Here is a 26,082-nt window from a genome sequence, read left to right as displayed (position 1 = left end):
AAAGCACAAAAGCCACAACTGAATCTCAGTCGTGGATTTTATATGTAACATAGTTGTTTTCCACTAGCGATACGCTTTAATTAGCCACATCTTTTTTCATCTTTAAATCTATAATCTTTTTGTTTGAACTTACTACTATGATTAGCTGCTTTCTGCTTCGCTCTTAATGCGACTTGTTGTTTGGCTTTTTGCTTAGCTCGTATCTCTGCTTGATGCTTAGCCTTCTGTTTAGCTTTTAATGCCACTTGTTGTTTAGCTTTTGTTTGGCTTTTTGCTTAGCTTGTATCTCTGCTTGATACTTAGCCTTCTGTTTAGCCTTTAATGCGGCTTGTTGTTTCGCTTTCTGTTTAGCTTTTAATGCGGCTTGTTGTTTCGCTTTTTGCTTAGCAGCAATGGTATTTTTCTGTTTTTGTGTTAGATGCGTCGTGTCTGAGTGAGGAGCAGCATTTGCCTGACCGACCATAGCGAAGCAAGTAGACAAAGCTAGTAGCGAACTGATAGCGATATTTTTCATGTTGAAGTTTGACATAGTGAATTCCTTTTAGGCTCATTATCATAATAAGTATTTATTAAGTAGTTAAAGAGATTTGAGTAGAACTTTGCACTACCGAATAAGGAAATCATAATAGATTGTAGTGTTACATACCTTTATGAAAGCTAAAGAAAGGTAACGATTTTTGTTAGCAGCTCAACTATCGCAATTGATTTTGGATGGGTTGTCGATAGAGTAAACTATAAAAGAGCGTCAACTGTCTAAGCCAAAGTAGAGCTTTGACGTTTTTAGTTTTCGTCTAAAATTACGGTTATTGGAATACTATATTTCTGATAGTCCGTGCTTTTATAATCAGTAGGGAGCGCTTTAAAAGGCTCAAGCGTGAAGCTAAAAGTCTTATCACCATCAAAAACCCAATAATTACCTAATCGCTGACCATCTTCGGTTTGCAAATTATCATTGGGTATATAATTGATAGAAAACTGATTTTGCTGCGCATCGTACCAAACGCCCAACGCTCGCAAGTCTGTTTCATCCTGATAAGTCAGCGTAATATGTGTATTGAGCTGGTTGTCTGTTGATGAAAAAGTAATCGCTTTATCAGTAAAGCTATTTAGCTCCTTTGCCCATGCCGTATTCTGCTGAGCTTCAGAGAATAGAGCAGTTTGCTCCTCCTTGACTACCTCTAAATCGTCGTCTTTATGAACTATCGTAAATAGATCTTCTTGAATTATCTCTATCTGCTGACCTTGCGGTTGTATGGTTACTGTCGTTTTGTCGGCAACAATAGGCGAGTGCTCTAGCCTTAAAAAAGAGCTTAAGGCAAAGAAAAGAATAGTAATAGGTTCCATAAGATAAGCTCCCAGTCTGCTATGCCAAAATACATATCACACTCTAAGTTTCCATTTCACTTATTAACCACGCAGACACGTCATCAATCTGCAATGCCAAATCAGAACACGCTTTGCTCAACTCATCAAACTCAGCTTTAATCTCATGCCTATCATATTTGATATCAGTCAATGTCTCTTTTAACCGATCGATCAATTCCACATTTAGCGCATCAGAGAAGATGACCACCTCGCTAATGACTGCGTGTTTTACATCAAGGTGCAAATCAATAATACCCCAATCAAATCGCGTCTCGATATGATGGCTAAATTCAGGGGTCTTACCAAAGCGCCAATCCCAATCTGCCATTTGTTGATAGTATTTATTCAGGTTAGGCTGCTTAGCGAGACTGGCTTCATCCAATTCTTCTACTAGCGCGGTGTCGCCATAACCAATGTCACGATAATACTCACAAAACGCCTCAATAATCGCATTAGATAAGATATCGTGATTGATGTCTTCATTAAACTCAACCAAGTTAGCGACGCGAGCGCGCACGGACTTGATACCTTTGGCTTTTAATTTGAGGGGATGCGGATGGAGATAATCACCCAGCTTTTGCATGTTGGCATTTACCAGTAACGTACCATGATGAAAGCTACGATCCGCCGCATGTTTAAAGGCGCTGCCTGATATTTTTTTATCACCGACTTGCATATCATTACGACCAGACAATTCCGCGTCTATGCCCAGTTTCTTTAGCGCATTAATAATGATGGTAAAGTTCGCTTCTTGATTGTAGTCGTTTTTAGGCGATAGAAAGGTAAAGTTGGTATTGCCCAAATCGTGAAACACCGCGCCGCCGCCGCTCTGACGCCGCGCCAAAAATAAATCGTCTACTTCCATTTTATCGATTTTGCACTCTACCCATGGGTTTTGCGAGCGCCCGATGACCACGGTCTCGCTATTGCGCCATAAGAATAGCGTATGCGAGTCAGGGTTCAGCGTGTTAAATATCCAATCTTCGGTCGCAAGGTTAAACCATGGGTTGGTAACGGCAGATTTTAGAATGCGCAGTTTCATTGGGTGTCCTTTTTATTATGGAGATTGTTAGTAGCAGTTATTGTTGCCGACGCGGGACTTTAATTCAATGGGGGTGCGGGAGAAGGGAATGGTTTTGAAGGGTTAATAGGATTAGATATGTTGCTTTCGATTAATTTTTAAGTGTGGCGTAGGGTGGGTTAGCGAACGCGTAACCCACCGAATGATCTTCTGCTTTCAATGATGGGTTACGCCTTGTTTTTATTCTCTACGAGAATTTAACAAGTCTAACGCCACCCTACGGCTCTAATCTATCTAATAGACTCAGCTTGTACCTGTTCTGCGATAAGCTCAGTGACAATCCGAGCAAAGGCACTCATGCGCTGTTTGATCCGCTCTTCGCCGAGCGCTTGTGTCAATACCGCTTCATTATCCACGTCTGGATTGTGCCATGAGTAGCCGCCTGGTATGTCGGGATTATCCGTTTGCGTATAGCCGTCAAAATCTGGTCCCAGGCTCCAGTTGGTTGCCTCAAAAGCAACGACAGGCATAATACTGTCGAACGATTCTTGATCGCTACAACAGCCTACGCCAAATGGCTTGTAAGGCTCGGTTTCGCCCGGAGGAATGATAGCGGGGTTTACTTGCAAGCTAAGATTAAGCTCGTTTGCAATACGCAGCGCCGCTTCACGTAATTTGACATTGGCTGCAATCTCATTGCCATCATCGTCATAACTATTGTCCCCAGCATTGGCATACATATTATCGCCTGTGAGCAAGCTGTCTAAATTTATCATACCAATAGCATTGTCAATCTCATCTTGGCTTAAGCTTGCGACAAACGCCTTAGAACCTTGCAGTCCGCCTTCTTCAGAGCCAAAGGCTATAAACTTAATCGTATCTGCGGTCTTGACTCCGTTAAAATGATAGACTAGCTCGCTTAGTACGCCAGAACCTGAGGCATTGTCATCTAATCCTTCAAGCTCGATATAATTAGGATACTGCGTTGCCGAATCATAGTGAGCGCCTACGTATAAGGTTCGTCCGGTGTTTTCTGTGCCTTCATGAGTAACAACCACATTTTGACTGGTAATCGCTTGCTCAGCAAATGGCCCACGAGACGCGACAAAAGTAAAAGGCTCTAGTATCACTTCATCGCCATTAGCGCCAAAGGTCATGCGCTGTTTCATATATTGAGCAGCAGCAAGCTCGGTACTCGACCCCATATAACGCCCTGAATAGTCACGCGCTAAGGTCAGCGCGGTCTCGGTACCATACTCCCCGTATGTGATGACAGGGGTAATGATCGTCTCGCTATCGTCATCATTACATGCGGTTACACCTGCAACCATCATGGCTATAGCTAAGACTTTTATTGTCTGTTTTGGTGCTTGTTTCACTATTGTCTGTAACATCGTCAGCATCCCTGTTTCAGTTATCGTAAAAGACCTAATCAGTAATATAAAACGTTTCTAGTCCAAAGTGTGAATAGTTTTATAGAGACATTGTTGTAAGTTACGTTCTATTAAGATGGGCAGGTGGATGATGACTGTAGAAAATTAAGTAATGAAGTTTTCATAACACGTCTTGATATAAATCGCCCTTACTATGCGTCTTTGTCACTGTTCGATTGTTCAATGCTGCAAAACATTCATCTCAGTAACACAGTACTTATTTTTAGTGGATTGACTATATAAATACGTGCAAATCAACGCTAGTTATTGACCTTAAACAAGACTTACCTTAAAATACGTTTCAGTGTACTAGAACGTTAATACAAAAGTTTTATTATAACGCTATAAAATAACGTGCTCGGACAATTTTTCAGACTATAAGTCGTCAAATATCACAACTTTCAACATTATAATTTCAGATACTAGGGTTTAACGATGACAACAGACAATATGACCGACAGCTATGGCTTACATCACTCTATCTTGCCAAGTAACGATGGTCTATACGGTGAGTTCGGCGGTAAGATTGAACATCCAGAACTTGCCAAAGCCATGGATGACATTGAGCAAGGATTTCGCGAAATTATTAAAGATAATGACTTTATCAAAGAGATGAGCCGCTTGCGTCAGACTTATGTTGGTCGCCCAAGTCCGATATTTCATGCCAGACGCTTAAGCGCACATTGCGGCGGGGCGCAGATTTATTTTAAGCGTGAAGATCTCAATCATACGGGCGCGCACAAGATTAATCACTGCTTAGGTGAAGTATTACTTGCCAAAAAACTAGGCAAAACCAAGGTCATTGCGGAGACGGGCGCAGGGCAACATGGCGTGGCGTTGGCAACCGCAGCGGCGTTGATGGGCCTTGAGTGTGAGATCCATATGGGTGTCGTTGATATCGAAAAAGAGCATCCCAATGTCAGCCGGATGAAAATACTAGGCGCGAAGATCGTCCCTGTATCGCGCGGGGCAGGGACACTAAAAGAGGCGGTCGATAGCGCTTTTGAGACTTATCTTGATGAGCTGGATACCAGTCTATTTGCTATTGGCTCAGCTTTAGGCCCTGCACCGTATCCTGAAATCGTCAGTTATTTTCAATCGGTCGTTGGCCGCGAAGCAAGAGCGCAGTTCTTAGAGACAACTGGTAAGCTCCCTAATAAAGTGGTCGCTTGTGTCGGCGGTGGCTCTAATGCTATCGGCATTTTTAGTGGTTTTTTGGACGACAAAGAGGTCGAGAAAGTTGGGGTGGAACCTGCAGGTGAAGGCTTAGAGACATCCAATCACGCCGCTACCATGACGTTGGGAGTAAAAGGCACGCTGCATGGCTTTAAGTGTTATGTCTTGCTAGATGAAGATGGCGAGCCTGCCCCCGTGCATTCGATTGCCTCAGGGCTTGATTACCCAGGCGTTGGGCCACAGCATTCGCTTTTGCGCGATATGGGTTTAGCGACTTATGAGTCGGCAACCGACGCAGAGTGCTTGGATGCCTTTATGGCGTTATCAAGATTAGAAGGTATTATTCCCGCTTTAGAAACTGCCCATGCCATTGCCTATGCGATGAGAGTTGCCAAAGACATGTCGCCTGATGAGACTATTTTGGTCAATTTATCCGGGCGTGGTGACAAAGATATTGATTTTATTTTGGATAAAGTCAAGTTATAACGAATTAATTACTGACGAATACATAAAACCGCACCTAAAGAGCGATTAACAAGTTATCATCATGGCGTTTTTAACGACATAATACGTCTCATGACATAACTTTTTACGACTTAGCAAAAGCAGTCTAAACGCTTAATAGGATTCACCAGTGACTAAACGCGACCTCATTATCTTTTTTACCCTCTCTTTTATGTGGTCGCTGTCTTTTATATTCTATCGTGTTGGGGTTCCTGAGTTTGGTTCGATAGCATTTGCAAGCCTACGAGTGCTGTTCGCAGGTTTCACTATGCTGGTCTTTGTATTGATCAGCTTGGAGAATCGGCGCGGTATTCGTGAAAACTGGAAGCTATTGACCGTCGTCGGCTTGGTTTCTACGGCCATTCCATTTGTGCTATTTTCATTCTCAGCCCAGTCAGTGAACGCTGGTGTATTGGCAGTGCTAAACGCCTCTGTGCCGATGATGAGTGGCTTTATCGCCAGTACATTTTTTAATGATAAGCTCTCAAAAAAGCAAATTCTTGGTTTATTTATCGGTCTGGTCGGTGTCGTGATTTTGATGAGTGAGAGTCTATTTGCTGGTAGTGAGTCAGACACAAGTTTGCTTGAAGGGTTATTGCCAATGGGCTATGCGCTACTAGGCTGTGTCGGTTATGCCACAGGGGCCAATATCACCAAAAACTATTTGCAAGGCTTGTCGCCGATTGCTATCACTGCTGGCTCGACCATTATTGCCAGCATGGTCATGCTACCTATTGGCTTATATGAGTTTCCATATGGCAAGAGTATTAGTCTACAAGCATGGGTATCTGTCATCTGCATCGGAGTGTTTTCGACAGCAATCGCGCTGATTTTTATGAATCAGCTGATTAAGAATATCGGTCCAATGCGCGCGACGAGTATCACTTTAGTCATTCCAATTTTTGCGATATTCTTTGGTTATGTATTGCTGGGCGAAGCGTTAGATTTGGGTGCAATTATTGGCTCAGCAGTCATTTTATTTGGTACATACCTGTCTTTAAATATCTCTTTTAAAAAGATGCTAAGGTCGTAAAACACGAGTACTCATAAAACAGTAACAAATAGTGTGGGCGTGCCTATCTAAATATTTTTGGAATCGGTATGTATAAAATAGGGTTTTATTGCTTGTCCTTGTCTACACAAATGACACCATGCAAACAGTTTCTATCTCTAACTGTATCACGTAGCGAAGATATATCTAACGCTTGACTCAATTGATAATGAGTTACTTCCCATTCGTTTATTTTATGGCCGTTTTCATCTTTATCAGGAACAGGGTATAACTGTTGACGTTCGCTATCCGACTGCGCCATAAATACCAAAAGCTTTTGTACGTCTTCAGCCAGTTGACTATCAGTACGCTCAGTCAATTGCGTCATCAAGCGCTCGTCTTTTAACAGATAAAATTTGCGGGCCTCATCATCGATCCATTGAGTGTTTTCTGAGCCAAAAAAGAGTAGATAGCGATAGGTATCTAGCAAAGCTTTGGCATCATCATAGAATCTACTATCTGGGTAACGGCCTATAAAATCTTCCCAAAATACAGCGCGTTCAACCAACTCTTCAAGAGATATACCAATTGCAGCATCGAACCAAAATATCTCTTGATTGTCTTGCGCCATTCGCTGGATAAACTCACTTTGGTCATCTGGTAGATAAGGGGTGAACATATCAGCCATGGCCGAAAGATCGTGATGAAAGGCAAAGTGACCTTCGCCTATATATCGGACACTGACGTCAGCTTTGCTCCTTACCAAGCTAATAAGATAGCGGACACGAGGATTTACCAGCTTTAATTGCGCTACCGTTAATTTTTCATCTTGGTCAATATTATCCATGACGCTGTAAAACGCTTCATCATCCATAGAGCTATCAGTATTCAAAAAACGTCCATACATCGCTTGGTAGGCTTCTAGCCATTGAAGTATCTCGGCATTTTCTGCCACTGGCAAGCAAGCCTCTATTTGACGCTGAACTGCATGAATATTTTCGATCTTACTTTTATTATCGATGGTATTTATCGTGTCATCAAGCTTGGAACAAATGAGCTGCTCTTTTAATGTTTTTTCAGATAGTGTGACCAACGCTTTAGTAAGAGCTTTTGGCGTTTTCGCTTCTGCAAGAGGCTGTGTACTTGGCGCTGTTTCGGTTTGTGCTGACGTTGAGGGCGTATCTGATGAATCAGTTTTATCCGAAGGCGGCTGGCAAGCAGTTAGGCCAAGCAGTAAGCTTGCACCTATGATGAGTGTTCTTCTGTTCATTTGCACAGACTGCATCCTTTTAATACTCAATAGAGTATTAATCTTAGTTTTTAAAAAATTATTTTGACTATTCAATATGCAATAAATTGGCTTAATTGTAAAAAATTAGGACAATCTTATCGAATCATTAGAAGACTATTGTTTGCTTGTATACATTCTACTCTTTTATATTCTTTAGAGATAGTCAATCTGTAACCTTTTTCAATTATCAAATAGAGCTGAAAAGGTGTTTCGGTTTGTAAAGCTTACTTGAATAATCATAGTCATCCCTTATAAAGAGAACGGTCGTTCAATATAGGTGCTTAAGTATTGGTACGTATTGGTACTTAAGTATAAGTATTCAGACGTATGTTCTTGAATACAGATTCTTATTTGATAGATATCCATTTAAGAGGTGATCATCTAATGGGTATTGATTCGAAAAGTACTTACTGATCTATCGAACAAACATACATTTTGTTGACCTAATGACTCATAAAGTTTTCATAATTATAAATAGATTGCTTTATAGTTATGAATATCATTTTTACCCATATTTTTTATAACCACAAACAAGGCATACTATGGCTTACGATAATTTATTTGAAACAGTAAAAATGGGCACTCAAACCCTAAAAAACCGCATCATTATGGCACCACTAACTCGTCTACGCGCTGTTGAGCCAGGCGATGTACCAACGGCATTAGCAGGTGAATACTATTCACAGCGTGCAGCGGGAGCGGGCCTTGTGATCGCTGAGGCGACGCAAGTATCATTTCAAGCAAAAGGTTATGCAGGTGCGCCTGGCATCCATACTAAAGATCAGATGACCGCGTGGAAAGCCATCGTCGATAATGTCCATGCTAAAGGCGGCAAGATCGTCGTACAGCTATGGCATACTGGTCTAGTGGCACATGAAAGTGTACAGCCTGATGGTAAAGCGCCTATTTCAGCGTCGGACGTCGAAGTCGGCGCTCGCACCTCTTTACGTGATAGCGATAATCAAGCGATTCGCGTTGAAACCACGCCACCACGTCCAGCCACCGCTGATGAAATCAAGCAAGTGATTAAGGACTTTGCTTATGCAACCAAGACGGCACGAGAAGCAGGATTTGATGGCGTAGAGGTTCATGGTGCCCATGGTTATCTGTTGCATCAATTTTGGGTTGAGCAAACCAACAAGCGTGATGACGAGTACGGCGGCAGTCGTGAAAACCGCGCGCGCTTAACCCTTGATGTCATCGATGCTTGTGTTGATGAATGGGATAACGATCACGTCGGTATTCGACTCTCGCCACAAGGCACGTTTAACGCCGTAGAAGCCGGCTATGATGAAGATGATAACATTTGGCTCATTGAGCAAATCAATAAACGCGGTTTGATGTATCTTCATCTCTCTGAGCCTGATTGGGCAGGAGGCACGCCATATAATGACGGTTTCCGCCAGCGTATTCGTGATGCCTTTGACAATACGATCATTGCAGCGGGTGGCTATACGGCCGAAAAAGCAGAAAGAAATGTCCGTGAAGGCTATATTGACGCGGTTGCGTTTGGTCGTGATTTCATTGCAAACCCTGATTTGCCTGAGCGTATTCGTCAAGATGCGCCGCTCAATGAGCAGCATCCACAAACCTTCTATGGTGGCGGTGCTGAGGGTTATACCGATTATCCGTATTTGGAGCAAAAACAAGCGTAAGTGTACGCTTAGTTTTACATGTTAATATAATAAAAAGCCGCCTTACTGTCATAGTAGGGCGGCTTTTTTTGAGCTTGTATTAATGGTTAAACGACTTCACCGCAGACAAAACCGCTTGCCCAGGCCCATTGAAAGTTATAGCCGCCAAGCCAGCCCGTGACATCAAGCACCTCACCGATAAAGTATAGACCGTCCTGAAAATTGCTCTGCATTGTTTTTGACGACACCTCATCGGTTTTTACGCCGCCACGCGTCACCTCAGCGGTACGATAGCCTTCCGTACCAGAGGGTTTGAGTTGCCAATTATTAATAGTATTCCCAAGCTCGCTTAGGCGCTCATCTTTAATATTGGCAAGCTCTTTGTCTTTAATATCATCCCACAGCGTTGTCTGTAGGGCTGTCAGTAGTTTTTTAGGCAATGCATTGTCTGTATAGTCTGCCAGTACAGTACGGATGAGCTGCTTTGGGTGCGATTTTTTATGAGCAAGTAGTAGGGTGGTGACATCGATATCAGGCAGTAAGTTGATATTGATGTGCTCGCCCGTCTGCCAATAATTGGACAGCTGGAGCATGGCAGGACCAGATAGACCGCGATGGGTAAAGAGTAACGGCAGCTTAAACGAGATGCGCTCGTTACTGGCAATTACGGGCAAACTAATACCAGCCAAGGCGCGGATAAGCTCGCCCGTCTTATCGGTAAAGGTAAAGGGCACGAGGCTGGCATCGGTTGGCATAAGCTGATGCCCAAACTGCTGCGCCAGCTCATAACCAAGACCGCTTGCGCCCATCGTTGGTATAGATAGGCCACCAGTCGCCACGACTAACGAGTCACAGCTGTATTTGTGTTGCGAAGGTTTAACGCTATTGGCGATATCTTTTTTACTCAGTTTTTTAGAGGTCGATAGATTGAATCTTTTATATTCAGTCTCATTGACATCGATCTTATCAATCTGGGTATTAATGCGTATTTGCACACCTACCGCCGCGCATTCATCAAGTAGCATAGTGACGATATCTTGCGCAGAATCATCACAAAACAGCTGACCGTGCTCACGCTCATGGTATGGGATTTTATGCTGTTCAACCATGCCGATAAACTCCCAACTGGGGTAACGGCTCAGTGCTGACTTACAAAAATGTGGGTTGGCACTGATAAAATGCTCAGGCTCGACGAAGTAGTTGGTAAAGTTACAGCGTCCACCGCCCGACATCAGGATCTTTTTGCCGACTTTATTGGCATGATCGAGCACCAATACGCGGCGGCCTCGACGCCCAGCGGTGAGTGCGCAGTATAGCCCTGAGGCTCCTGCGCCAACAATGATGACATCATAATGGGTGTTATTGTCCATGACGGTTTTGGTCCATAAAGCGCTGCTTTTAAACAAACGTAAAAATAAGGTAGAAGCAATGATACAAATACGCCGATATAAGTATCATTCAAACAGTGTATCTAGAGTGGCTATTGTCCATATTTAACTTAGGGTTACAAGGATTAAATACTTATCAGGTTTTTACCATGCCCTAATAGAAAGTATAAATACATAAGTAAACAGCTGTACATTGGAATTGTTGTAATTAGTCGTTAGTGTCTTGCATCACTTCTTCTTATTTGTCAAACTAGAATTGAGGCGTCACTCATTATGGAAGATGATAGCCTGTTGTCTGCAACCACCGTTGTGACTGATGAGCTGCCGATTAGCATTGTCTGATAGTCGTATTATTGCTTCAGTTTCAGTCAGTCTATTAGATAGTTTTTTCTTTTATTTTCAATATCTCTTATTTTCGATATTTTATGCAGACAATGATAATTAAAAAAGGAATGTCTCATGACTCAAAAATCTTTTCCTATTACGGCTGAGTTTATCGCCGCTGCCAATACCACTGCTGAGCAGTATGCCCAAGACTATGAGCGGTCAGTCGAATCACCCGAGGCCACTGATGCTTTTTGGGCTGAGCGTGCTGAGCTGATTGATTGGATGAAAAAGCCAACTATTATTAGCAACGTCAATTATGACTTGGACGACTTTCGTATTAAATGGTACGAGGATGGCGAGCTAAATATTTCGGTAAACTGTCTTGATCGACATCTTAAAACCAACCCCTACAAGCCTGCCATTATTTGGGAAGGGGATCACCCTTCTTTGCATAAGATTATCTCCTTTAAAGAGCTTCATGCTGAAGTTTGTCGTTTAGGTAATGCGATGCGTAAGCTTGGGGTCAAAAAAGGCGATCGTGTGACCCTATATATGCCGATGATACCTGAAGCGATGGTAGGGATGCTAGCATGTACGCGTATCGGTGCGGTGCATTCGGTGGTGTTTGGTGGATTCTCTGCTGAGAGCTTAGGTAACCGTATCGTTGATAGCCAATCCAAAATCGTGATTACGGCTGATGAAGGTCTACGCGGTAATAAGCACAATCCGCTTAAGGTCAATGTTGATCGTGCGCTAGATATGGAGGGTACTGATAGCGTTGAAAAGGTCATTGTCGTGCATCGTACAGGTAATTCAATTCCGATGAGTGGTCGCCGTGATGTTTGGTATCATTCTTTAATAGCCGGCGAGCAAGAGCAGTGCGAGCCTGAAGTCATGAATAGCGAGGACCCGTTATTTTTGTTATATACCTCTGGTTCAACTGGCAAACCGAAAGGTGTGCTGCATACGACTGGTGGTTATATCACCTACGCGCTATCAACCTTCCGCGATGTCTTCGATATCAAAGACGATGATGTGTATTGGTGTACGGCAGATGTCGGCTGGGTGACCGGTCATACGTATTCTACCTATGGGCCGCTTGCCAATGGTACGACGACAGTGATGTTTGAGGGCGTGCCTGAATATCCAACATGGGCGCGGATTGGTCATATTATCGATAAGCATAAAATTACGGTTTTATATACGGCGCCGACGGCGATTCGCTCGATGATGAAAGAGGGTGATACCTTTGTCCGTGAGTCTGATCGCTCAAGTTTACGTCTGCTTGGTACCGTTGGTGAACCTATCAACCCTGAAGCGTGGGATTGGTATTATGATGTTGTTGGTGGTGGTCGTTGCCCAATCGTAGATACATGGTGGCAGACCGAAACAGGTGGTATTTTGCTGGCTCCGATACCAGGTACGGTAGCGCTCAAACCGGGTGCTGCGATGAATCCTTTATATGGCATCATACCGCAAGTGATCGATACCGATGATACGGCTCTTGAAGGTCCCGCTGAGGGCAATCTTGTCATCAGTAATAGCTGGCCGGGACAAATGCGTACTATTTATCATGACCATGAACGCTTTTTAGAGACCTACTTTACTGAGTATCCAGGCTACTACTTTACTGGTGATGGGGTACAACGCGATGAAGACGGGCATTATTGGATTACCGGCCGCGTCGATGATGTACTTAATGTCTCAGGGCACCGCTTGGGCACTGCAGAAGTCGAAAGTGCAGTAGATGCTCATCCTTCTACGGTTGAAGCCGCTGTCGTCGGTATGCCGCATGACATTCGCGGCGTAGGTATTGCCGCCTTTATTATTCTCAGTATAGGAGAGGTTGCAAGCGATCAGCTAAAAGCTGAGTTAAATCGCCATGTGCGCACCGAGATTGGGCCAATTGCCAATTTAGATGCTATCTATGTCGTTGAGGCTCTACCCAAAACCCGATCTGGTAAGATTATGCGTCGCATCTTACGTAATATCGCTGCAGGGCAGTATGTTGGGCTTGGTGATTTATCTACCCTTGCTGATAGCTCGGTCATCAACAAGATAATTGATGTGGTCAAAGCAGAACGCGAGGCAAAACACTGTTAGTAAGCAACTGTTAGTAAGCAATAAAATAGCGAACCATAGTTATAAATAGGGATCATCAGTATGGTTCGCACGCAACTTTACTAGACAAACATCAAATATCACAAAAGTCATGCTGTTTTTAATAGCATGACTTTTTAATATAGACAGCATCACAAAAACACAAAGACTCGTTTTTAATGAGGTTTTAATCGTTGCCAAATCTTACAAGGCCTACTGCACTCATGACTGACCATTCTTCGCCATCCATTAGCAACCATGCAAAACAGACTAACCATGACAATCAGGCTACCTTTAATACTGGCCTAAACACTGATCAAAGCACTGCGCCGAAAATAGCCATTATCGGAGCTGGATTGACGGGTTTATTGACAGCGACTTTGTTGGAACGCGCTTTTATTAAGCGACAAAATAAACCATCGAATAATGCATCAATGCTGCACGTGACTATTTTTGAGAAGTCGCGTAGCGTTGGCCGCCTAGCTACGCGCTATCACACCGATAATAAGACCAAGCAAAACTGGCAATGGGCATTTGGTGCACAGTTTTTTACAGCAAAAACCTCTAGCTTTCAGCAATTCATTGCGCCTTGGCTAGACTCAACATTACTGCAACCGTGGTGCGCTCAAGTAGTTGATTTGACGCCAGCTAACGACCATGTTCAAAAAAATAAAAATGCTCAATCTCAAAATACTTGCTTACCTAATATTCAGAAAAAAGAGCAATGGGATACCAATCACGCGCGTTATGTTGGCACCCCTAAAATGACCAGTTGGGGACGCGCGTTGGCTGATGAGTTACAGCATACGACTATTAACTTTAAAACTCGCGTCGCACCACTTAGCCAGACACAAACTGAGAGCCGACAAGATAATACTAACAAAACTGAGTTATTCGATGAGGTAGGCAATAGTCTTGGCTGGTTTGATTGGGTCATTTGTACTGTACCTAACGGTCAAGCAGTAGAGCTGATGGCAGACAGTGGCTTTACAGAGCATGCCAAAATTACCGAACCAAAAATGCAAGCATGCTATACGCTTATGCTGGGCTGGGATAATGTTGAGATGCTCCCTAAAACTCTGATCAATCAGGCAGGGCCAGTATGGGATGTGGCTTATGTGAGTCATTCAATACTCGATAGAATATTTGTTGAACATCAAAAGCCTGCTCGTGATGAGCTACTCCCAAGTATCACCATTCATGCGCGCAACGACTGGTCAGAAGAGCATGTCGATGATGATATCGAAATCATTAAAGCGCAATTGCTAGCGGCTGCACAGCGAGCATTGCATTGGAGCGCTGATACAGCGCCCAGTAAAATAGACTGTCATCGTTGGCGCTATGCTGCGACAGTCATGGATACCAAAAACAAGCAGGCTTGTGATCCGTTAGGAGTATTGCTCGATCAAACCCATCAATGGATTGTTAGTGGCGACTGGTGCGGACAAGGTAATATTGAAAGCTGCTATCAAATGGCAAAAGACACAGTACAAGCGATCAGTAAAGTAGAGTGGATAAAATAAGCCAAATTTATTTAGTTTTAACTTAAAGATAGAGAGCGTCGTAAATTATGTTTGGATTCGATCTAGATATAGACTTAATGCAGTACCATTTTTTTCAATTAAGCATTGCTTTTATATTGTCATTACCGATTGCACTCAATCGTGAAATGAAGGATAACGGTGCAGGACTTAGAACGTTTCCGTTGGTGACTATTGCTTCATGTGCCTTTATGTTAGTCGGTATGGATATCTACGAGTCTGAAGGCGAAGCGAGGATTATGTACGCCATTATCACTGGTATGGGCTTTATCGGTGGTGGCGCTATTTTTAAGAATGAGGAAGGCTCAAAGGGCACCGCGACGGCAGCCAGCTTATGGAACACAGGTGCTATCGGTATTTCAGTGGCTTATGGTCGTTACGAGATAGCGATTATTTTATCTGTGGTGGGTTTTTTAATACTACAATTTTCAGAGCCATTTAAAGTCAAAAATAAGTGATAGTAATCAAACAATCATGCATTTTGTTTGTCATTGACTCATATAAAAATCATAAAATTAGATGATTGTTTCTTATTGGTAAATAGAAAGATTTTACTCATGGATGCCAATTGACTCCTCTGTTTTTTTAGCCTATGGTTGATAATGCAATCTCTAATAAAATCAATAGTATGGAGTATGTTGTGAGCGAACGGGTTGTGAGCAAAATTACCAAGGAGTCTGTGTCAGCGTTAGATATGGCAGCTCGCCTCGATGAAGGTAGTCTTTGTCCGGTTGCGCTGGTAGAAGAGACGTTTGCAAACATCCGCTCTTCCGATCCCGCTATTTTTACAGAGTTGTTTGAAGCGCGCGCATTAAAAGAAGCTCATGCTTCTAGGCAACGTCGCCGTGACGGTAAGCCACTAAGCCCGTGGGATGGTATACCTATCGCATGGAAAGACCTTTTTGATATAAAAGATCGAGTGACCACCGCAGGCTCTGTGATTCTTAAATCCAACGCGCCTGCCCCTTGTGATGCCAATATGGTGGCCAATGCCTCTCAAGCAGGCCTTGTGTCAATCGGCTGTCTTAATATGACCGAGTTTGCTTATTCCGGCCTTGGTCTTAATCCACATTTTGGTACACCTAAAAACCCTCATGGCTCAGGCCCTGCTCGCATTCCTGGCGGCTCGTCTTCAGGGTGCGGGGTAGCTGTCGCGCGCGGTCTGGTGCCATTGGCTATCGGCAGTGATACTGGTGGCTCGATACGCATTCCTGCTGGACTAAACGGCATAGTCGGCTATAAAGGCTCTAGCGTTGCGTTTCCAAATGGTGGTACGTTGCCGCTCTCACCGACGTTAGACACCTTTGGTCCGCTTGCAGCTGATCTAAAGAGCTGTATTGGTGCGGCACAAATTCTTAATGGGCGGGCGATTGCCATACCCAAACCTTCACCTATTGACCAACTCAAATTTTTTATTCCCAGTAATGTCGTCTTTGAAAACGCGCAAGAGGCGGTAATCCAAAATTTTGAAGCTTCTGTCCGCGCACTTGAGCAGGCAGGGGCGACAATCACTCGCGGAGTATGTGATGAGTTTGACGATATAGGGGCGCTTGCCCGTAAGCATGGCTACTTAGTTGGCCCAGAAGCACTAGATGTGCATTGGGATCTGGTACATTCGGCACAGGCAAAGCAGATAGATCCAAGAATCCTTGACCGTATTCTTGATGCAGGAGAGATGAGTGCGCGAGATTTGCTTGTCATTCAACGGAAGCGTGCAAGATTGATTGAAAAAAACCGTCAAGCTTTAGATAAGCAAATTGTACTGTTTCCAACCACGCCTATTACGGCGCCTAAGCTTAAACCGCTTGAAGAAGACGATGACTTGTACTTGCAAACCAACAAACTGATGCTGCGCAATACGGCTCTAGGTAATTTTTTGGACTGGTGCGGCGTCGCTTTACCAAACGGCATAGATGAAAACCAGATGCCTACTAGTATTTTGCTATCGATGACCAGCGGCCGAGACAGTGATTTGTTAGCGGCAGCGCTGAGTGTCGAGAGCGTATTACTCAAAGCCGATGACAGATCTACATAGAAGCGGTTAAATAACTATCAAGTAAGTAAAGATAAGACCCCAAACAAAGGCTAGTAACCTATACCATCAAAGGAGTGAGACATGAGTAAAAAAACCATTATATGTGGCTTTGGTACAGATGTAGATTCAGTAGCAGGATGGATTGGATCGTACGGTGGTGGGGATAGCCCCTCAGACATTCAGCGCGGCGTCTGGGCATCTGAAGTTGGTGTACCACGGCTATTAAGGTTATTTAAAAAATACGATCTACGCACCTCGTTTTTTATTCCTGGTCATAGTATCGAAACTTTTCCAGACATTGCCAAAATGATTGTCGATCATGGTCACGAAGTAGGCGCGCATGGTTACTTGCACGAGAACCCCATTGCCATGACCCGCGCTCAAGAAGAGGCAGTCATGGAAAAGTCGGTTGAGCTGATTACTAAGCTGACAGGTCAAAGCCCGCGTGGCTATGTGGCACCGTGGTGGGAGATGTCAGCTGCGACCCCTGAAATCTTAGCCAAATATAATTTTAAATATGACCATAGCCAAGGTTACCGTGATTTTCAGCCTTTCTATGCTCGAGTTGGCGATGATTGGAACGTTATTGACTACTCAAAAACTGCAGAAGAATGGATGCATCCTATGACCCATGGCGACGAGATCGATTTGGTCGAGATTGCTGCCAACTGGTGTGTGGATGATTTACCCCCAATGCTGTTTATGAAAAATGTCCCTAACAGTCATGGATTTGTCAACCCACGCGATATCGAGCAAATGTGGCGTGATCAGTTTGACTGGGTCTACCGTAATATGGACTATGCCGTGTTTCCCTTCACGATTCATCCGGATGTCTCTGGACGTCCACATGTACTCATGATGCTTGAGCGTCTAATTGACTATATCAACGGTCATGAAGGGGTTGTTTGGATGCCATTCGAAGATATCGCTGCTGATTTTCGCACACGTTTCCCATTTGAAGGTGGTAAGCGTCCGGAAGTTATTTGAACGCTGCATTGATAAATTTATGGATCTTGGTGGCATTGTTAAAATACTGGTCACTTATAGGGAGAAGAGTCATGTGTAATGGATGTGGAAACCCAGCTGCCCCAGGGCATTGGACAGAAGCAGGCGCTCAAAAAGGCAGCATTCGCATGAGAGCAATGTTTCAAAGAATGTCTGTCTTAAAGCGGGTGCTAAAACCTTATGGGTTCTCCGTTTATGCTGATGGGGTAATTCCGCAGCTTCAGCTGATATGTCCAGGCGGGGCCCGCGTCATGGTTGATAATCTAACTGAGCTGTGGGCTGAAGTAGAACGTCGTCAAGGCTTTGCAATCGATCCGTTAGCACCTCACTCTATGGCTTGACTTTAATGCAAACCTCACAAGACAATCGTCTCAATATCGTTCTACTAAGCGGCTATCTGGGTTCAGGTAAGACCACGTGGCTGCGGCATGCGCTTTTTACTAAGAGGTTTGGCCGTGCTCAAGTATTCACCCAAGAAGCGGCCGAGCAGCCTGTTGATGATTTGCTGTTGGGCGAAGCAATGAGTGTCAACGTTCTGACTGGAACCGCGGGTACCCCAAAAGGCAAAGAGGAGCTCATATCAGCACTGCTTACGGTTGCCGAATCCAGAACGAACGGACAAACAAGCGATTTGGCTGATGCTCTTATTTCTGATACCTTGATTATAGAAACCAGTGGTTTGGCTGATCCCAAAGAAATCATAGTCGCCATCAAAGAGCATCCGATTCTCATTTACCATTTTGCGCTCAAAGAAACGGTTATTATGGCTGATGCGCTACATTTTCATATGGCGCTAAAGACTGATGCATTGTGTCGTCAGCAGATACTGTCGGCTGATCGCATTGTCATTGCAAAATCAAAAGAAGTAGCTGAGCAGTCCCTATCAAACCTTGTCTCGACTATTAGTAACATTAATCCAGCTGTCCCAATCTCCTTATCCACATTCGGCGTCGAAAGCCCTGTACCTAAACTACCAGCGCCGACCGAAATCTATGAGACGACTCTTGTCAATGGGGTTGCTCCGACGACTGTGGTTTCGCTGCCGATTCCTAAAGAAGTCGGTTGGGTTGAGTTTACCGTTTGGCTATCGGCGTTGCTGCATGCGCGGGGTGATACGATTCTGCGAGTCAAGGGCGTTTTGCACACGGATGAAGGTCCGCTATTGCTACAATCTGTACGCAAAGTCATGCAGCAACCTGAGATTCTCCCTGCTGTCAGAAGTAGTTTTACATCCAAAGATATCGTATTTATAGGGGAAGGTATAAATCAAGAAGCATTGCTCGCTTCTTTGTCCTCTTTTTTTGGAGAACAGCGCTAAAAGCGAAGTATATACTTATATAAGTTTTTAATAGGTAGTGGCAAAATCATTAAGTTACTATAATTTTAATAAATAGAGTTTAGAGATTTTGATAAATAGGGTTCAGAAATTTAAGACAAAAAAAGACCCACAGAGGAGGAAACTGTGGGCTGAGGAAAACTGAGTATGTAGTGTGTCTACAATTACAGTAAAAACTTATTATTTTTATAGAGATTCTAGCGTTATCAGAAACATAAACAGTTATAATTTGGAGTGAAAACTCAGTGTACAACTGTTTCTTCTAATATATTTATATTACCTGATGTTCTCCTTAATTGGCTACTTAAATTACATGAAGTTACTCTTAAGAGAGTTTTAATACAATGTCACATTTTGAAATATTTTATTTGTTAGAACTTTTCGTTCAATAAACGTTTTCTCTCAAAATAGTATCGATAAACTCGCAGAAGATGGCATGACGCAATACAAGAAAAATGCTAAGCTAGCAGGCATTCTTATGTCTATATAACACTAGGCTTACCATGACCGAAAGCACACAACTGCATACAAAAGAGCCGCTACAACCGCAAAACGACAAAAGCATTTTTAATCTACCCAATAATCTTACTATTGCGCGTATTTTGATGATTCCATTGTTTGTAGCGATAGCTTACTGGCCACCAGCCATGGGTATTGGCATGCCTGCCATCTCAGACAATGTCATCGCGCGGGTAGGAATGAGTGAGTTTAGTGACAGTTTACTACGGCATTTATTGTTAACTGGGGTGTTTGTTGTCGCTGCCATTACAGATTGGCTCGATGGCTACTTTGCTCGTAAGCTTAATGTGATGTCGGCTTTTGGACGGTTTTTAGATCCAGTCGCTGATAAACTGATGGTAGCAGCAGCGCTGATTATTTTGGTACAGTGGCATCCTAATATCATTATGGCGATAGCAGCGATTGTGATTATCTCTCGTGAGATTGCAGTATCGGCATTAAGGGAGTGGATGGCAGAGCTTGGTAATCGTACTAGTGTGGCGGTCTCGTATGTAGGTAAGCTTAAGACGACGTTTCAGATGATAGCCATCACTGTGCTTCTATTAAACTGGGAGTCGCTTGAGATGATAGGGTATGTACTGATGGTCGCTGCAGTGATTTTAACTTTGTGGTCCATGTTTATTTATCTAAAAGCAGCATGGCCATATTTAAAACAAAGTGGTTAGATAGAGCGTGTTAATACTGATTTAATTTCATTTACGTGCACAATCTTGCATAAAAAAGCCAGTCGCTTATCGCACTGGCTTTTTTTATGTATAACATCTAATGATGTCTAAACAAATCATCAGAGTTCTACTGAAAAATTCTCACCCAAACTCTTTTCAATAGCAGTATCTGTGACTGCCGCTGCCGTCATTTTAACAGCGCTAGTAATGGCGTTACCATTTTCCCAATATTCTGCACCATGAGGAACGACTTTGATTAGCTGTACCCCTGGGTCTTCTTTACCTTGTTCAAAATAAGCGTTGTACATTACTGACCACAGCTCATCAAGCTTTTCTCGATCTTCGATCAATTCAGCCTTACCAGTGATAGACAAATAGCTTTTATCATCTTGGCTGACGTAAGCCAAGTTTACTTCTGGGTTCTTATTAATATTATCAACAGTGTCAGAAGGTGTGTGACCGATAAACCAAATCTCTTTAGCACCGATGCTGGTTTCTGTGGTGTTCATTGGGCACGAATGGAGGTGGTTTTCATGATTGCGAGTGGTCATCATCGTATACTTGATATTGTTTACCATCGCTTGGATTTTATCCATCTTTTCTTGTTTACTCATAATAGTTGTCCTTTACTATTTAAAATATTGAGGTTTACATGCTATAAAACTTACATACTATAAAAACGCCAATAAACAATGGCTTACTGGCGTCTCAAGTCATCAAACTGCTCGTTTTTACAATATAAAAGACGCTTATATTATAAAGATACAGAGAACTGCTCGCCAATATCTTCTGCAGTCTTACCATCTTGTACCGCGGCTGTAGCCATCTTAAACATGTTTACAGTAGAGCTACCACTCAACCAGCATTCTACGCCATGTGGTACTACTTTAATAAGTTGTACATTTGGGTCTTCTTTACCGTGCTCAAAAAACGCATTGTAGACAGGTGACCATAGCTCATCTAGCTTATCTTTATCTGTTGGCAGCTCTGCATTGGCACTGACAGAAACATAGTCTTTTTCGTCTTGAGTGGCATAAGACAAGCCTATTTTTTGATTGTCTTGAATATCTTTTACGACATCTGAGGTTTTGTCACCGATAAACCAAATCTCTTTATCAGCGATACTGGCTTCACTCGTCGTCATCGGCCATGCATGCACATCACCTTTACTATTAATAGTGCTCATCATGGCAAACTTTACGTCTTTAATTACGTCTTGGATTTTATCGATTTGTTCTTGTTTATTCATAATAGATATCCTTATTACGTTAAAATTGAAATTATTGTGAAAACTGTGTTAATGGTTTTAATTATTAGCTGGTTGTAGAATAACGATAGTTGCCTGCCTGATTATATAGGTTGCCCGTAAGACGATGTGAGCGTTTGTAAAACGTATAAGAGTTAAGTAAAAAATGTGTCAGATTAGGCAAAAGTTTGCTGATAAAAAGAAATAGATATTGTAACAACAGCTCAGAAATTATTTATAAGTAGGGTGGGCAATTTATCATGGTTTACCCCTGCTTATTATTAGCCTTCTTGTTATAATACACGGACCATTTACTTTGCATGGCAGAGATGCCTTGATCTTACGGATTATGCCTTTATGATGACCATCGCCGGACAACCGTTTCTTACCGATTTTCAGACGCAGCAACTCATCAGTCAGTTTCAGCAAAAAACCGAGCTAAATGTCAGCCAAATTCATACCCAGCAAGTGTATGTATTATCACGCAAACTTGAAGGTGATGAGCAGAAAAAAGCGCTGGACCTGTTTGGTATTAAAGAGGATGCCCAACTTACCACCCCGCAAGACAGCCAATTACAAGTGATTGTTAGTCCACGTTTTGGTACGATTTCACCGTGGGCCAGTAAAGCGACCGATATTTTTAATAACTGTGACATTAAGATCAATCGTGTCGAGCGGGTGATTGTTTATACGCTAACCCTTGATGGAACAACAGACGGTGAGATAAGTACAACATTGCCTGCTGCCGCTGAGCAATTGTTGTTTGACCGTATGACCCAGAGCTTGGTTTATGACTTAAATGATGTAGATAAATTGTTTGACGATGAAGCCCCAGCTTCGCTCAATCATATCGATGTGATTGGACAAGGTCAGTCAGCACTAGAGTCAGCCAACACAGAGTTTGGCTTTGCGTTATCGAGTGAAGATATCGATTATCTGATGAATGCTTACGTCAATGAGCTAAAGCGCAATCCAACTGACGTTGAGCTGATGATGTTTGCACAGGCCAACTCAGAGCATTGCCGTCATAAAATCTTTAATGCCGAATGGACAGTTGATGGCGAGATACAGCCAAAATCCTTGTTCCAAATGATTAAGAATACTTATCAGTCGAATCCACAAGGTATCTTGTCTGCTTATAAAGACAACGCTGCGGTGATGGCAGGGGCAGAGGGGATGCGTTTTTATTCCATTCCTACTGATGCTCAAGATCCTAATGCTGCCCATCCTTACAATTTTCATCAAGAAGAAATCGATATCTTAATGAAAGTCGAAACCCATAACCATCCAACCGCGATTGCCCCTTATGCAGGCGCAGCGACGGGCGCAGGCGGTGAAATTCGTGATGAAGGTGCAACGGGCCGCGGCGGTAAGCCAAAAGCTGGTCTGACTGGTTTCCATGTGTCACATCTGCATATCCCAGAGCTTGCGGAAAAGTGGGAGACATCAGGTCAATTAAGCACGCAGGATTATGGTACGCCGGATCGTATGGCGACCAGCCTTGAGATTATGACAGAAGCCCCATTAGGTAGTGCCAACTTCTCAAACGAATTTGGTCGTCCAAACCTCTGCGGTTACTTCCGTAGTTTTCAACTTGATACGTCAGCCGCCAAAGACGGTAGTGAGATGCGCGGTTACCATAAACCGATCATGCTGGCAGGTGGTTACGGCAATATCAAACGTAACCTCATTGAGAAAAACGCCATTCAACAAGGTGATTTGCTTATCGTCCTAGGTGGCCCTGCGATGCAGATTGGTCTTGGCGGCGGGGCAGCATCGTCGGTCGATAGTGGTGAGCTAGATGAAGGATTGGACTTCGCCTCAGTGCAGCGTGATAACGCAGAGATGGAGCGTCGCTGTCAGGAAGTCCTTGATCGCTGTTGGGCGCTTGCTGGTAATGGACAGTCAGACAATAATGGCGATGTCAGTAACAACAGTCAAGACGGCAACCCAATTGTTTCTCTCCACGACGTCGGAGCCGGTGGTCTGTCTAATGCGATGCCAGAGCTGGTCAATGATCATGAAATGGGCGCGGTGCTCAATCTACGTAAAATCCCGTCGTTAGAAGCTGGCATGTCGCCGATGGCGATTTGGTCAAACGAAGCACAAGAGCGCTATGTACTAGCGATTCGCCCAGAGAGTAAAGATCAGTTCAATGCGATCTGTGCCCGTGAGCGCTGCCCGTATGCCATCTTAGGGGAAGCGACGGAAGTACGTCAGCTGGTCGTTAATGATGAGTTGCTCTCTGAGCAGCCAGTTGATATGCCGATGCAAGTGTTGCTCGGTGGTACACCAAAAATGCAGCGTAGCTTTGAGCGTCAAGAGAGTACGTTGCCAGCGTTAGAGCTTAATAACTTTAATTTGTCCGAATCCATTAAAGACGTGCTACGTCATCCAACCGTTGCCAGTAAATCATTCCTAATCAGCATTGGTGACCGTTCTATCACTGGTATGGTGGTGCGTGATCAGTATGTGGGTCGCTATCAGGTGCCAGTCGCTGACTGCGCGGTGACGGCATCAGGTTTGATTGCGTTAGATGATCAACCTATGACTGGAGAGGCGATGAGCGTTGGCGAGCGTACGCCAGTCGCCTTGATTAGCCCTAAAGCCTCTGCGCGCTTAGCGGTCGGTGAGGCGATTACTAATATCGCCGGTGCGCGTATTGCGCAGCTGTCTGATATCACCATGTCAGCGAACTGGATGGCCGCTTGCGGTGATGACGCGGAAGATGCGGCATTATTCGACGCGGTACATACTGTCGGTGAAGAGCTATGCCCAGCACTCGGTATTGCTATCCCAGTTGGTAAAGATTCGCTATCGATGCGTGCCAACTGGAGTGACGAAGACGCTGACAATCAAAGCCAAGACAAATCAGTCGTCTCGCCAATGAGCCTTGTGATTACCGCGTTTGCTCCTGTTGTCGACGTGGCAAAAACCTTAACGCCAGAATTGATTAACGGCGATAGCGCGTTCTACCGTATTGATTTATCAAAAGGTAAATTGCGCCTCGGCGGTTCAATCCTTGCACAAACAGCAAGCCAATTGGGTAATGAGTGTCCAGACCTTGATAAGCCTAGCGATTTAATCGACTTCTTTAGCTTTATCCAAGCGGGCAACGCACAAGGCGTCATTAGCGCCTATCACGATATCGGTGATGGTGGTTTGCTGGCAACGATCGCAGAGATGCAATTCACCAGTCGTCAAGGTATCAAGCTGTCATTGGCTGATGAAAATCTGCTCGGTCAATTATTCAGTGAAGAGCTGGGCGCAGTGATTCAAGTATTACCCGAAAACGTCGCGGCCTTGATGCAACTGGCAGAAGAATTTAATGTCAGCGATATGCTAAGCCTCGTCGGTCAAAGTACTGAGGAAGATAGCCTCATTATCCAGACGCCTTTGCACATGGGTGACGATACCCTACGCTTTAGCCGTTCTGAGCTGCAGCAAGAGTGGAGTCAGGTCAGCTATCAAATCGCCCGTCGCCGTGATAATCCAGAATGCGTGCAGCAAGAGTATGACTTGATTAGCGATGCCAGCCATAAAGGCCTCATCGCTGCACCAAACTTTGATCTCAATCAAAAGGTCGAAGAACCGTACTTGGGCAGCCGCGACAATAAACCAAGAGTCGCTATCTTGCGTGAGCAAGGCGTCAATGGTCAGTCAGAGATGGCAGCAGGCTTTACCCAAGCGGGCTTTGAAGCGGTCGATGTGCACATGAGTGACTTGCTAGAAGGTCGTATCAACTTACGTGACTTCGATGGTCTGGTCGCTTGTGGTGGCTTTAGTTATGGTGATGTACTTGGCGCAGGCTCTGGCTGGGCGAACTCTATCTTGTTCCATGATGAATTGCGCATGCAGTTTGTGCGCTTCTTTGCCCGTCCCGATACCTTTTCACTTGGCGTCTGTAACGGTTGTCAGATGATGGCGCAGCTCAAAGATTTAATCCCAGGTGCGGAAAACTTTCCACGCTTCATCGCTAATAAATCCGCTCGCTTTGAAGCGCGTACGGTCAACGTCAAAGTCGAGCGCACCAAGTCGATCCTGTTCAAAGGCATGCAAGACAGCATCTTGCCAATCGCGGTGGCGCACGGTGAAGGCTATGCCACATTAGACAACACCGAAATCGACGGTATGGCAAAACACGGTCAGCTCGCCATGCGTTATGTCGATAGCCAAGGTCATCCAACCGAGACCTATCCACTCAATCCAAACGGTTCGCTCGGCGGTGTCACGGGTCTATGTAGCACCGATGGTCGCGTCACCCTCATGATGCCGCATCCTGAGCGGACGCTACGTGCCTACAATCACAGCTGGAAACCAGAGGAGTGGGATGAAGACGGCGCGTGGATGCGTATGTTCCGTAATGCGCGGGCTTGGTTGCGTTAGGCTAATTTGAATTAATCTTAGATAATAAAAAAGGTGAGCTTCGGCTCACCTTTTTTGTGTTTGGGGTTAAGTTCTTTTGGCAGCTGATTTCTGAGAATCGTTAAAAGTTATACTGTAAT

At 44.0% G+C, this 26,082-nt stretch carries 21 protein-coding genes; 12 read left to right on the top strand and 9 right to left on the bottom strand.

Annotated features, from left to right (window positions below; genetic code table 11):
* Positions 1 to 80 precede the first annotated feature (80 nt).
* The 5 genes from ACTXGH_RS04370 to ACTXGH_RS04350 all read right to left on the bottom strand — a co-directional run bounded on the left by ACTXGH_RS04370 (position 81) and on the right by ACTXGH_RS04350 (position 3,780).
* Positions 81 to 245: a hypothetical protein gene (locus ACTXGH_RS04370; RefSeq protein ID WP_439295488.1), complete on the bottom strand. Its 165-nt coding sequence runs from the start codon at positions 243 to 245 to the stop codon at positions 81 to 83.
* Positions 236 to 529: a hypothetical protein gene (locus ACTXGH_RS04365; protein ID WP_439295489.1), complete on the bottom strand. Its 294-nt coding sequence runs from the start codon at positions 527 to 529 to the stop codon at positions 236 to 238. Before ACTXGH_RS04365 ends, ACTXGH_RS04370 begins: the two co-directional genes overlap by 10 nt.
* A 251-nt stretch (positions 530 to 780) precedes the next feature.
* Positions 781 to 1,344 (bottom strand): hypothetical protein, encoded by a 564-nt coding sequence (locus ACTXGH_RS04360; RefSeq protein WP_439295490.1) that lies wholly within the window; start codon positions 1,342 to 1,344, stop codon positions 781 to 783.
* Positions 1,345 to 1,387: 43 nt separating this feature from the next.
* Positions 1,388 to 2,407, bottom strand: a complete 1,020-nt coding sequence (locus ACTXGH_RS04355; RefSeq protein WP_439295491.1) for a lipoate--protein ligase — start codon at positions 2,405 to 2,407, stop codon at positions 1,388 to 1,390.
* A 269-nt stretch (positions 2,408 to 2,676) separates the two neighbouring features.
* Positions 2,677 to 3,780: a M28 family peptidase gene (locus tag ACTXGH_RS04350; RefSeq protein ID WP_439295492.1), complete on the bottom strand. Its 1,104-nt coding sequence runs from the start codon at positions 3,778 to 3,780 to the stop codon at positions 2,677 to 2,679.
* A 474-nt stretch (positions 3,781 to 4,254) separates the two neighbouring features.
* Between ACTXGH_RS04350 and trpB the strand changes: the two genes are divergently transcribed.
* Both trpB and ACTXGH_RS04340 read left to right on the top strand, forming a co-directional pair.
* Positions 4,255 to 5,481, top strand: coding sequence for a tryptophan synthase subunit beta (gene trpB / locus ACTXGH_RS04345; RefSeq protein ID WP_439295493.1), 1,227 nt, complete (start codon positions 4,255 to 4,257; stop codon positions 5,479 to 5,481).
* Between the two features lie 148 nt (positions 5,482 to 5,629).
* A complete protein-coding gene (locus tag ACTXGH_RS04340; RefSeq protein WP_299218474.1) occupies positions 5,630 to 6,532 on the top strand; it encodes a DMT family transporter in 903 nt (300 codons plus the stop codon).
* An 85-nt stretch (positions 6,533 to 6,617) separates the two neighbouring features.
* Here ACTXGH_RS04340 and ACTXGH_RS04335 read toward each other — a convergent pair whose 3' ends face one another.
* A complete protein-coding gene (locus ACTXGH_RS04335; protein WP_439295494.1) occupies positions 6,618 to 7,766 on the bottom strand; it encodes a hypothetical protein in 1,149 nt (382 codons plus the stop codon).
* Between the two features lie 557 nt (positions 7,767 to 8,323).
* On the opposite strand from ACTXGH_RS04335, the gene nemA reads away from it, so the two are divergent.
* Positions 8,324 to 9,436 (top strand): alkene reductase, encoded by a 1,113-nt coding sequence (nemA, locus tag ACTXGH_RS04330; protein ID WP_439295495.1) that lies wholly within the window; start codon positions 8,324 to 8,326, stop codon positions 9,434 to 9,436.
* Positions 9,437 to 9,522: 86 nt separating this feature from the next.
* Here nemA and ACTXGH_RS04325 read toward each other — a convergent pair whose 3' ends face one another.
* Complete coding sequence (locus tag ACTXGH_RS04325; protein ID WP_439262263.1) at positions 9,523 to 10,785, bottom strand: BaiN/RdsA family NAD(P)/FAD-dependent oxidoreductase; 1,263 nt, start codon at positions 10,783 to 10,785, stop codon at positions 9,523 to 9,525.
* 477 nt (positions 10,786 to 11,262) lie between these two features.
* Here ACTXGH_RS04325 and acs point away from each other — a divergent pair, with 477 nt between their 5' ends.
* From acs to pgsA, 8 genes are all read left to right on the top strand, one after another.
* On the top strand, positions 11,263 to 13,233 hold the full coding sequence (acs, locus tag ACTXGH_RS04320) for an acetate--CoA ligase (RefSeq protein WP_439295496.1): 1,971 nt from the start codon (positions 11,263 to 11,265) through the stop codon (positions 13,231 to 13,233).
* 221 nt (positions 13,234 to 13,454) lie between these two features.
* On the top strand, positions 13,455 to 14,753 hold the full coding sequence (locus ACTXGH_RS04315; RefSeq protein WP_439295497.1) for an NAD(P)/FAD-dependent oxidoreductase: 1,299 nt from the start codon (positions 13,455 to 13,457) through the stop codon (positions 14,751 to 14,753).
* Between the two features lie 47 nt (positions 14,754 to 14,800).
* Positions 14,801 to 15,229 carry an MgtC/SapB family protein gene (locus tag ACTXGH_RS04310; protein ID WP_439262258.1) on the top strand — a complete coding sequence of 143 codons (429 nt, stop codon included), beginning with the start codon at positions 14,801 to 14,803 and terminating at the stop codon, positions 15,227 to 15,229.
* A gap of 182 nt (positions 15,230 to 15,411) precedes the next feature.
* Positions 15,412 to 16,806 (top strand): amidase family protein, encoded by a 1,395-nt coding sequence (locus ACTXGH_RS04305; protein WP_439295498.1) that lies wholly within the window; start codon positions 15,412 to 15,414, stop codon positions 16,804 to 16,806.
* An 81-nt stretch (positions 16,807 to 16,887) separates the two neighbouring features.
* Entirely contained in the window at positions 16,888 to 17,793 is a 906-nt protein-coding gene (locus ACTXGH_RS04300; protein WP_299218457.1) for a polysaccharide deacetylase family protein, read from the top strand.
* 71 nt (positions 17,794 to 17,864) lie between these two features.
* A complete protein-coding gene (locus ACTXGH_RS04295) occupies positions 17,865 to 18,152 on the top strand; it encodes a hypothetical protein (protein ID WP_439262254.1) in 288 nt (95 codons plus the stop codon).
* A 5-nt stretch (positions 18,153 to 18,157) separates the two neighbouring features.
* Entirely contained in the window at positions 18,158 to 19,129 is a 972-nt protein-coding gene (locus ACTXGH_RS04290) for a GTP-binding protein (RefSeq protein ID WP_439295499.1), read from the top strand.
* Positions 19,130 to 19,650: 521 nt separating this feature from the next.
* Positions 19,651 to 20,331: a CDP-diacylglycerol--glycerol-3-phosphate 3-phosphatidyltransferase gene (pgsA, locus tag ACTXGH_RS04285; protein ID WP_299218451.1), complete on the top strand. Its 681-nt coding sequence runs from the start codon at positions 19,651 to 19,653 to the stop codon at positions 20,329 to 20,331.
* A 119-nt stretch (positions 20,332 to 20,450) separates the two neighbouring features.
* Here pgsA and ACTXGH_RS04280 read toward each other — a convergent pair whose 3' ends face one another.
* Both ACTXGH_RS04280 and ACTXGH_RS04275 read right to left on the bottom strand, forming a co-directional pair.
* Entirely contained in the window at positions 20,451 to 20,945 is a 495-nt protein-coding gene (locus tag ACTXGH_RS04280; RefSeq protein WP_299218449.1) for a pyridoxamine 5'-phosphate oxidase family protein, read from the bottom strand.
* Between the two features lie 140 nt (positions 20,946 to 21,085).
* Entirely contained in the window at positions 21,086 to 21,580 is a 495-nt protein-coding gene (locus tag ACTXGH_RS04275; RefSeq protein WP_299218447.1) for a pyridoxamine 5'-phosphate oxidase family protein, read from the bottom strand.
* Between the two features lie 354 nt (positions 21,581 to 21,934).
* On the opposite strand from ACTXGH_RS04275, the gene purL reads away from it, so the two are divergent.
* Positions 21,935 to 25,963 (top strand): phosphoribosylformylglycinamidine synthase, encoded by a 4,029-nt coding sequence (gene purL / locus ACTXGH_RS04270; protein ID WP_439295500.1) that lies wholly within the window; start codon positions 21,935 to 21,937, stop codon positions 25,961 to 25,963.
* The last annotated feature ends 119 nt before the right edge of the window (positions 25,964 to 26,082 follow it).

Source organism: Psychrobacter sp. 1Y10, from assembly GCF_052259005.1.
In the GTDB taxonomy this organism is placed as follows: domain Bacteria; phylum Pseudomonadota; class Gammaproteobacteria; order Pseudomonadales; family Moraxellaceae; genus Psychrobacter; species Psychrobacter saeujeotis.
Note: the sequence above shows the minus strand (reverse complement) of the source record. Positions and strands in the feature narration are given on the sequence as shown.

Excerpts from the sequence above, each read along its gene's own strand:
- ACTXGH_RS04300 (WP_299218457.1), top strand. The coding sequence starts at position 16,888 with ATGAGTAAAAAAACCATTATATGTGGCTTTGGTACAGATGTAGATTCA.
- ACTXGH_RS04295 (WP_439262254.1), top strand. The coding sequence starts at position 17,865 with ATGTGTAATGGATGTGGAAACCCAGCTGCCCCAGGGCATTGGACAGAA.
- ACTXGH_RS04315 (WP_439295497.1), top strand. The coding sequence starts at position 13,455 with ATGACTGACCATTCTTCGCCATCCATTAGCAACCATGCAAAACAGACT.
- trpB (WP_439295493.1), top strand. The coding sequence starts at position 4,255 with ATGACAACAGACAATATGACCGACAGCTATGGCTTACATCACTCTATC.
- acs (WP_439295496.1), top strand. The coding sequence starts at position 11,263 with ATGACTCAAAAATCTTTTCCTATTACGGCTGAGTTTATCGCCGCTGCC.
- ACTXGH_RS04355 (WP_439295491.1), bottom strand. The coding sequence starts at position 2,407 with ATGAAACTGCGCATTCTAAAATCTGCCGTTACCAACCCATGGTTTAAC.
- ACTXGH_RS04350 (WP_439295492.1), bottom strand. The coding sequence starts at position 3,780 with ATGTTACAGACAATAGTGAAACAAGCACCAAAACAGACAATAAAAGTC.
- ACTXGH_RS04325 (WP_439262263.1), bottom strand. The coding sequence starts at position 10,785 with ATGGACAATAACACCCATTATGATGTCATCATTGTTGGCGCAGGAGCC.
- ACTXGH_RS04275 (WP_299218447.1), bottom strand. The coding sequence starts at position 21,580 with ATGAATAAACAAGAACAAATCGATAAAATCCAAGACGTAATTAAAGAC.
- pgsA (WP_299218451.1), top strand. The coding sequence starts at position 19,651 with ATGACCGAAAGCACACAACTGCATACAAAAGAGCCGCTACAACCGCAA.
- ACTXGH_RS04360 (WP_439295490.1), bottom strand. The coding sequence starts at position 1,344 with ATGGAACCTATTACTATTCTTTTCTTTGCCTTAAGCTCTTTTTTAAGG.
- ACTXGH_RS04280 (WP_299218449.1), bottom strand. The coding sequence starts at position 20,945 with ATGAGTAAACAAGAAAAGATGGATAAAATCCAAGCGATGGTAAACAAT.
- nemA (WP_439295495.1), top strand. The coding sequence starts at position 8,324 with ATGGCTTACGATAATTTATTTGAAACAGTAAAAATGGGCACTCAAACC.
- purL (WP_439295500.1), top strand. The coding sequence starts at position 21,935 with ATGATGACCATCGCCGGACAACCGTTTCTTACCGATTTTCAGACGCAG.
- ACTXGH_RS04290 (WP_439295499.1), top strand. The coding sequence starts at position 18,158 with ATGCAAACCTCACAAGACAATCGTCTCAATATCGTTCTACTAAGCGGC.
- ACTXGH_RS04365 (WP_439295489.1), bottom strand. The coding sequence starts at position 529 with ATGTCAAACTTCAACATGAAAAATATCGCTATCAGTTCGCTACTAGCT.
- ACTXGH_RS04310 (WP_439262258.1), top strand. The coding sequence starts at position 14,801 with ATGTTTGGATTCGATCTAGATATAGACTTAATGCAGTACCATTTTTTT.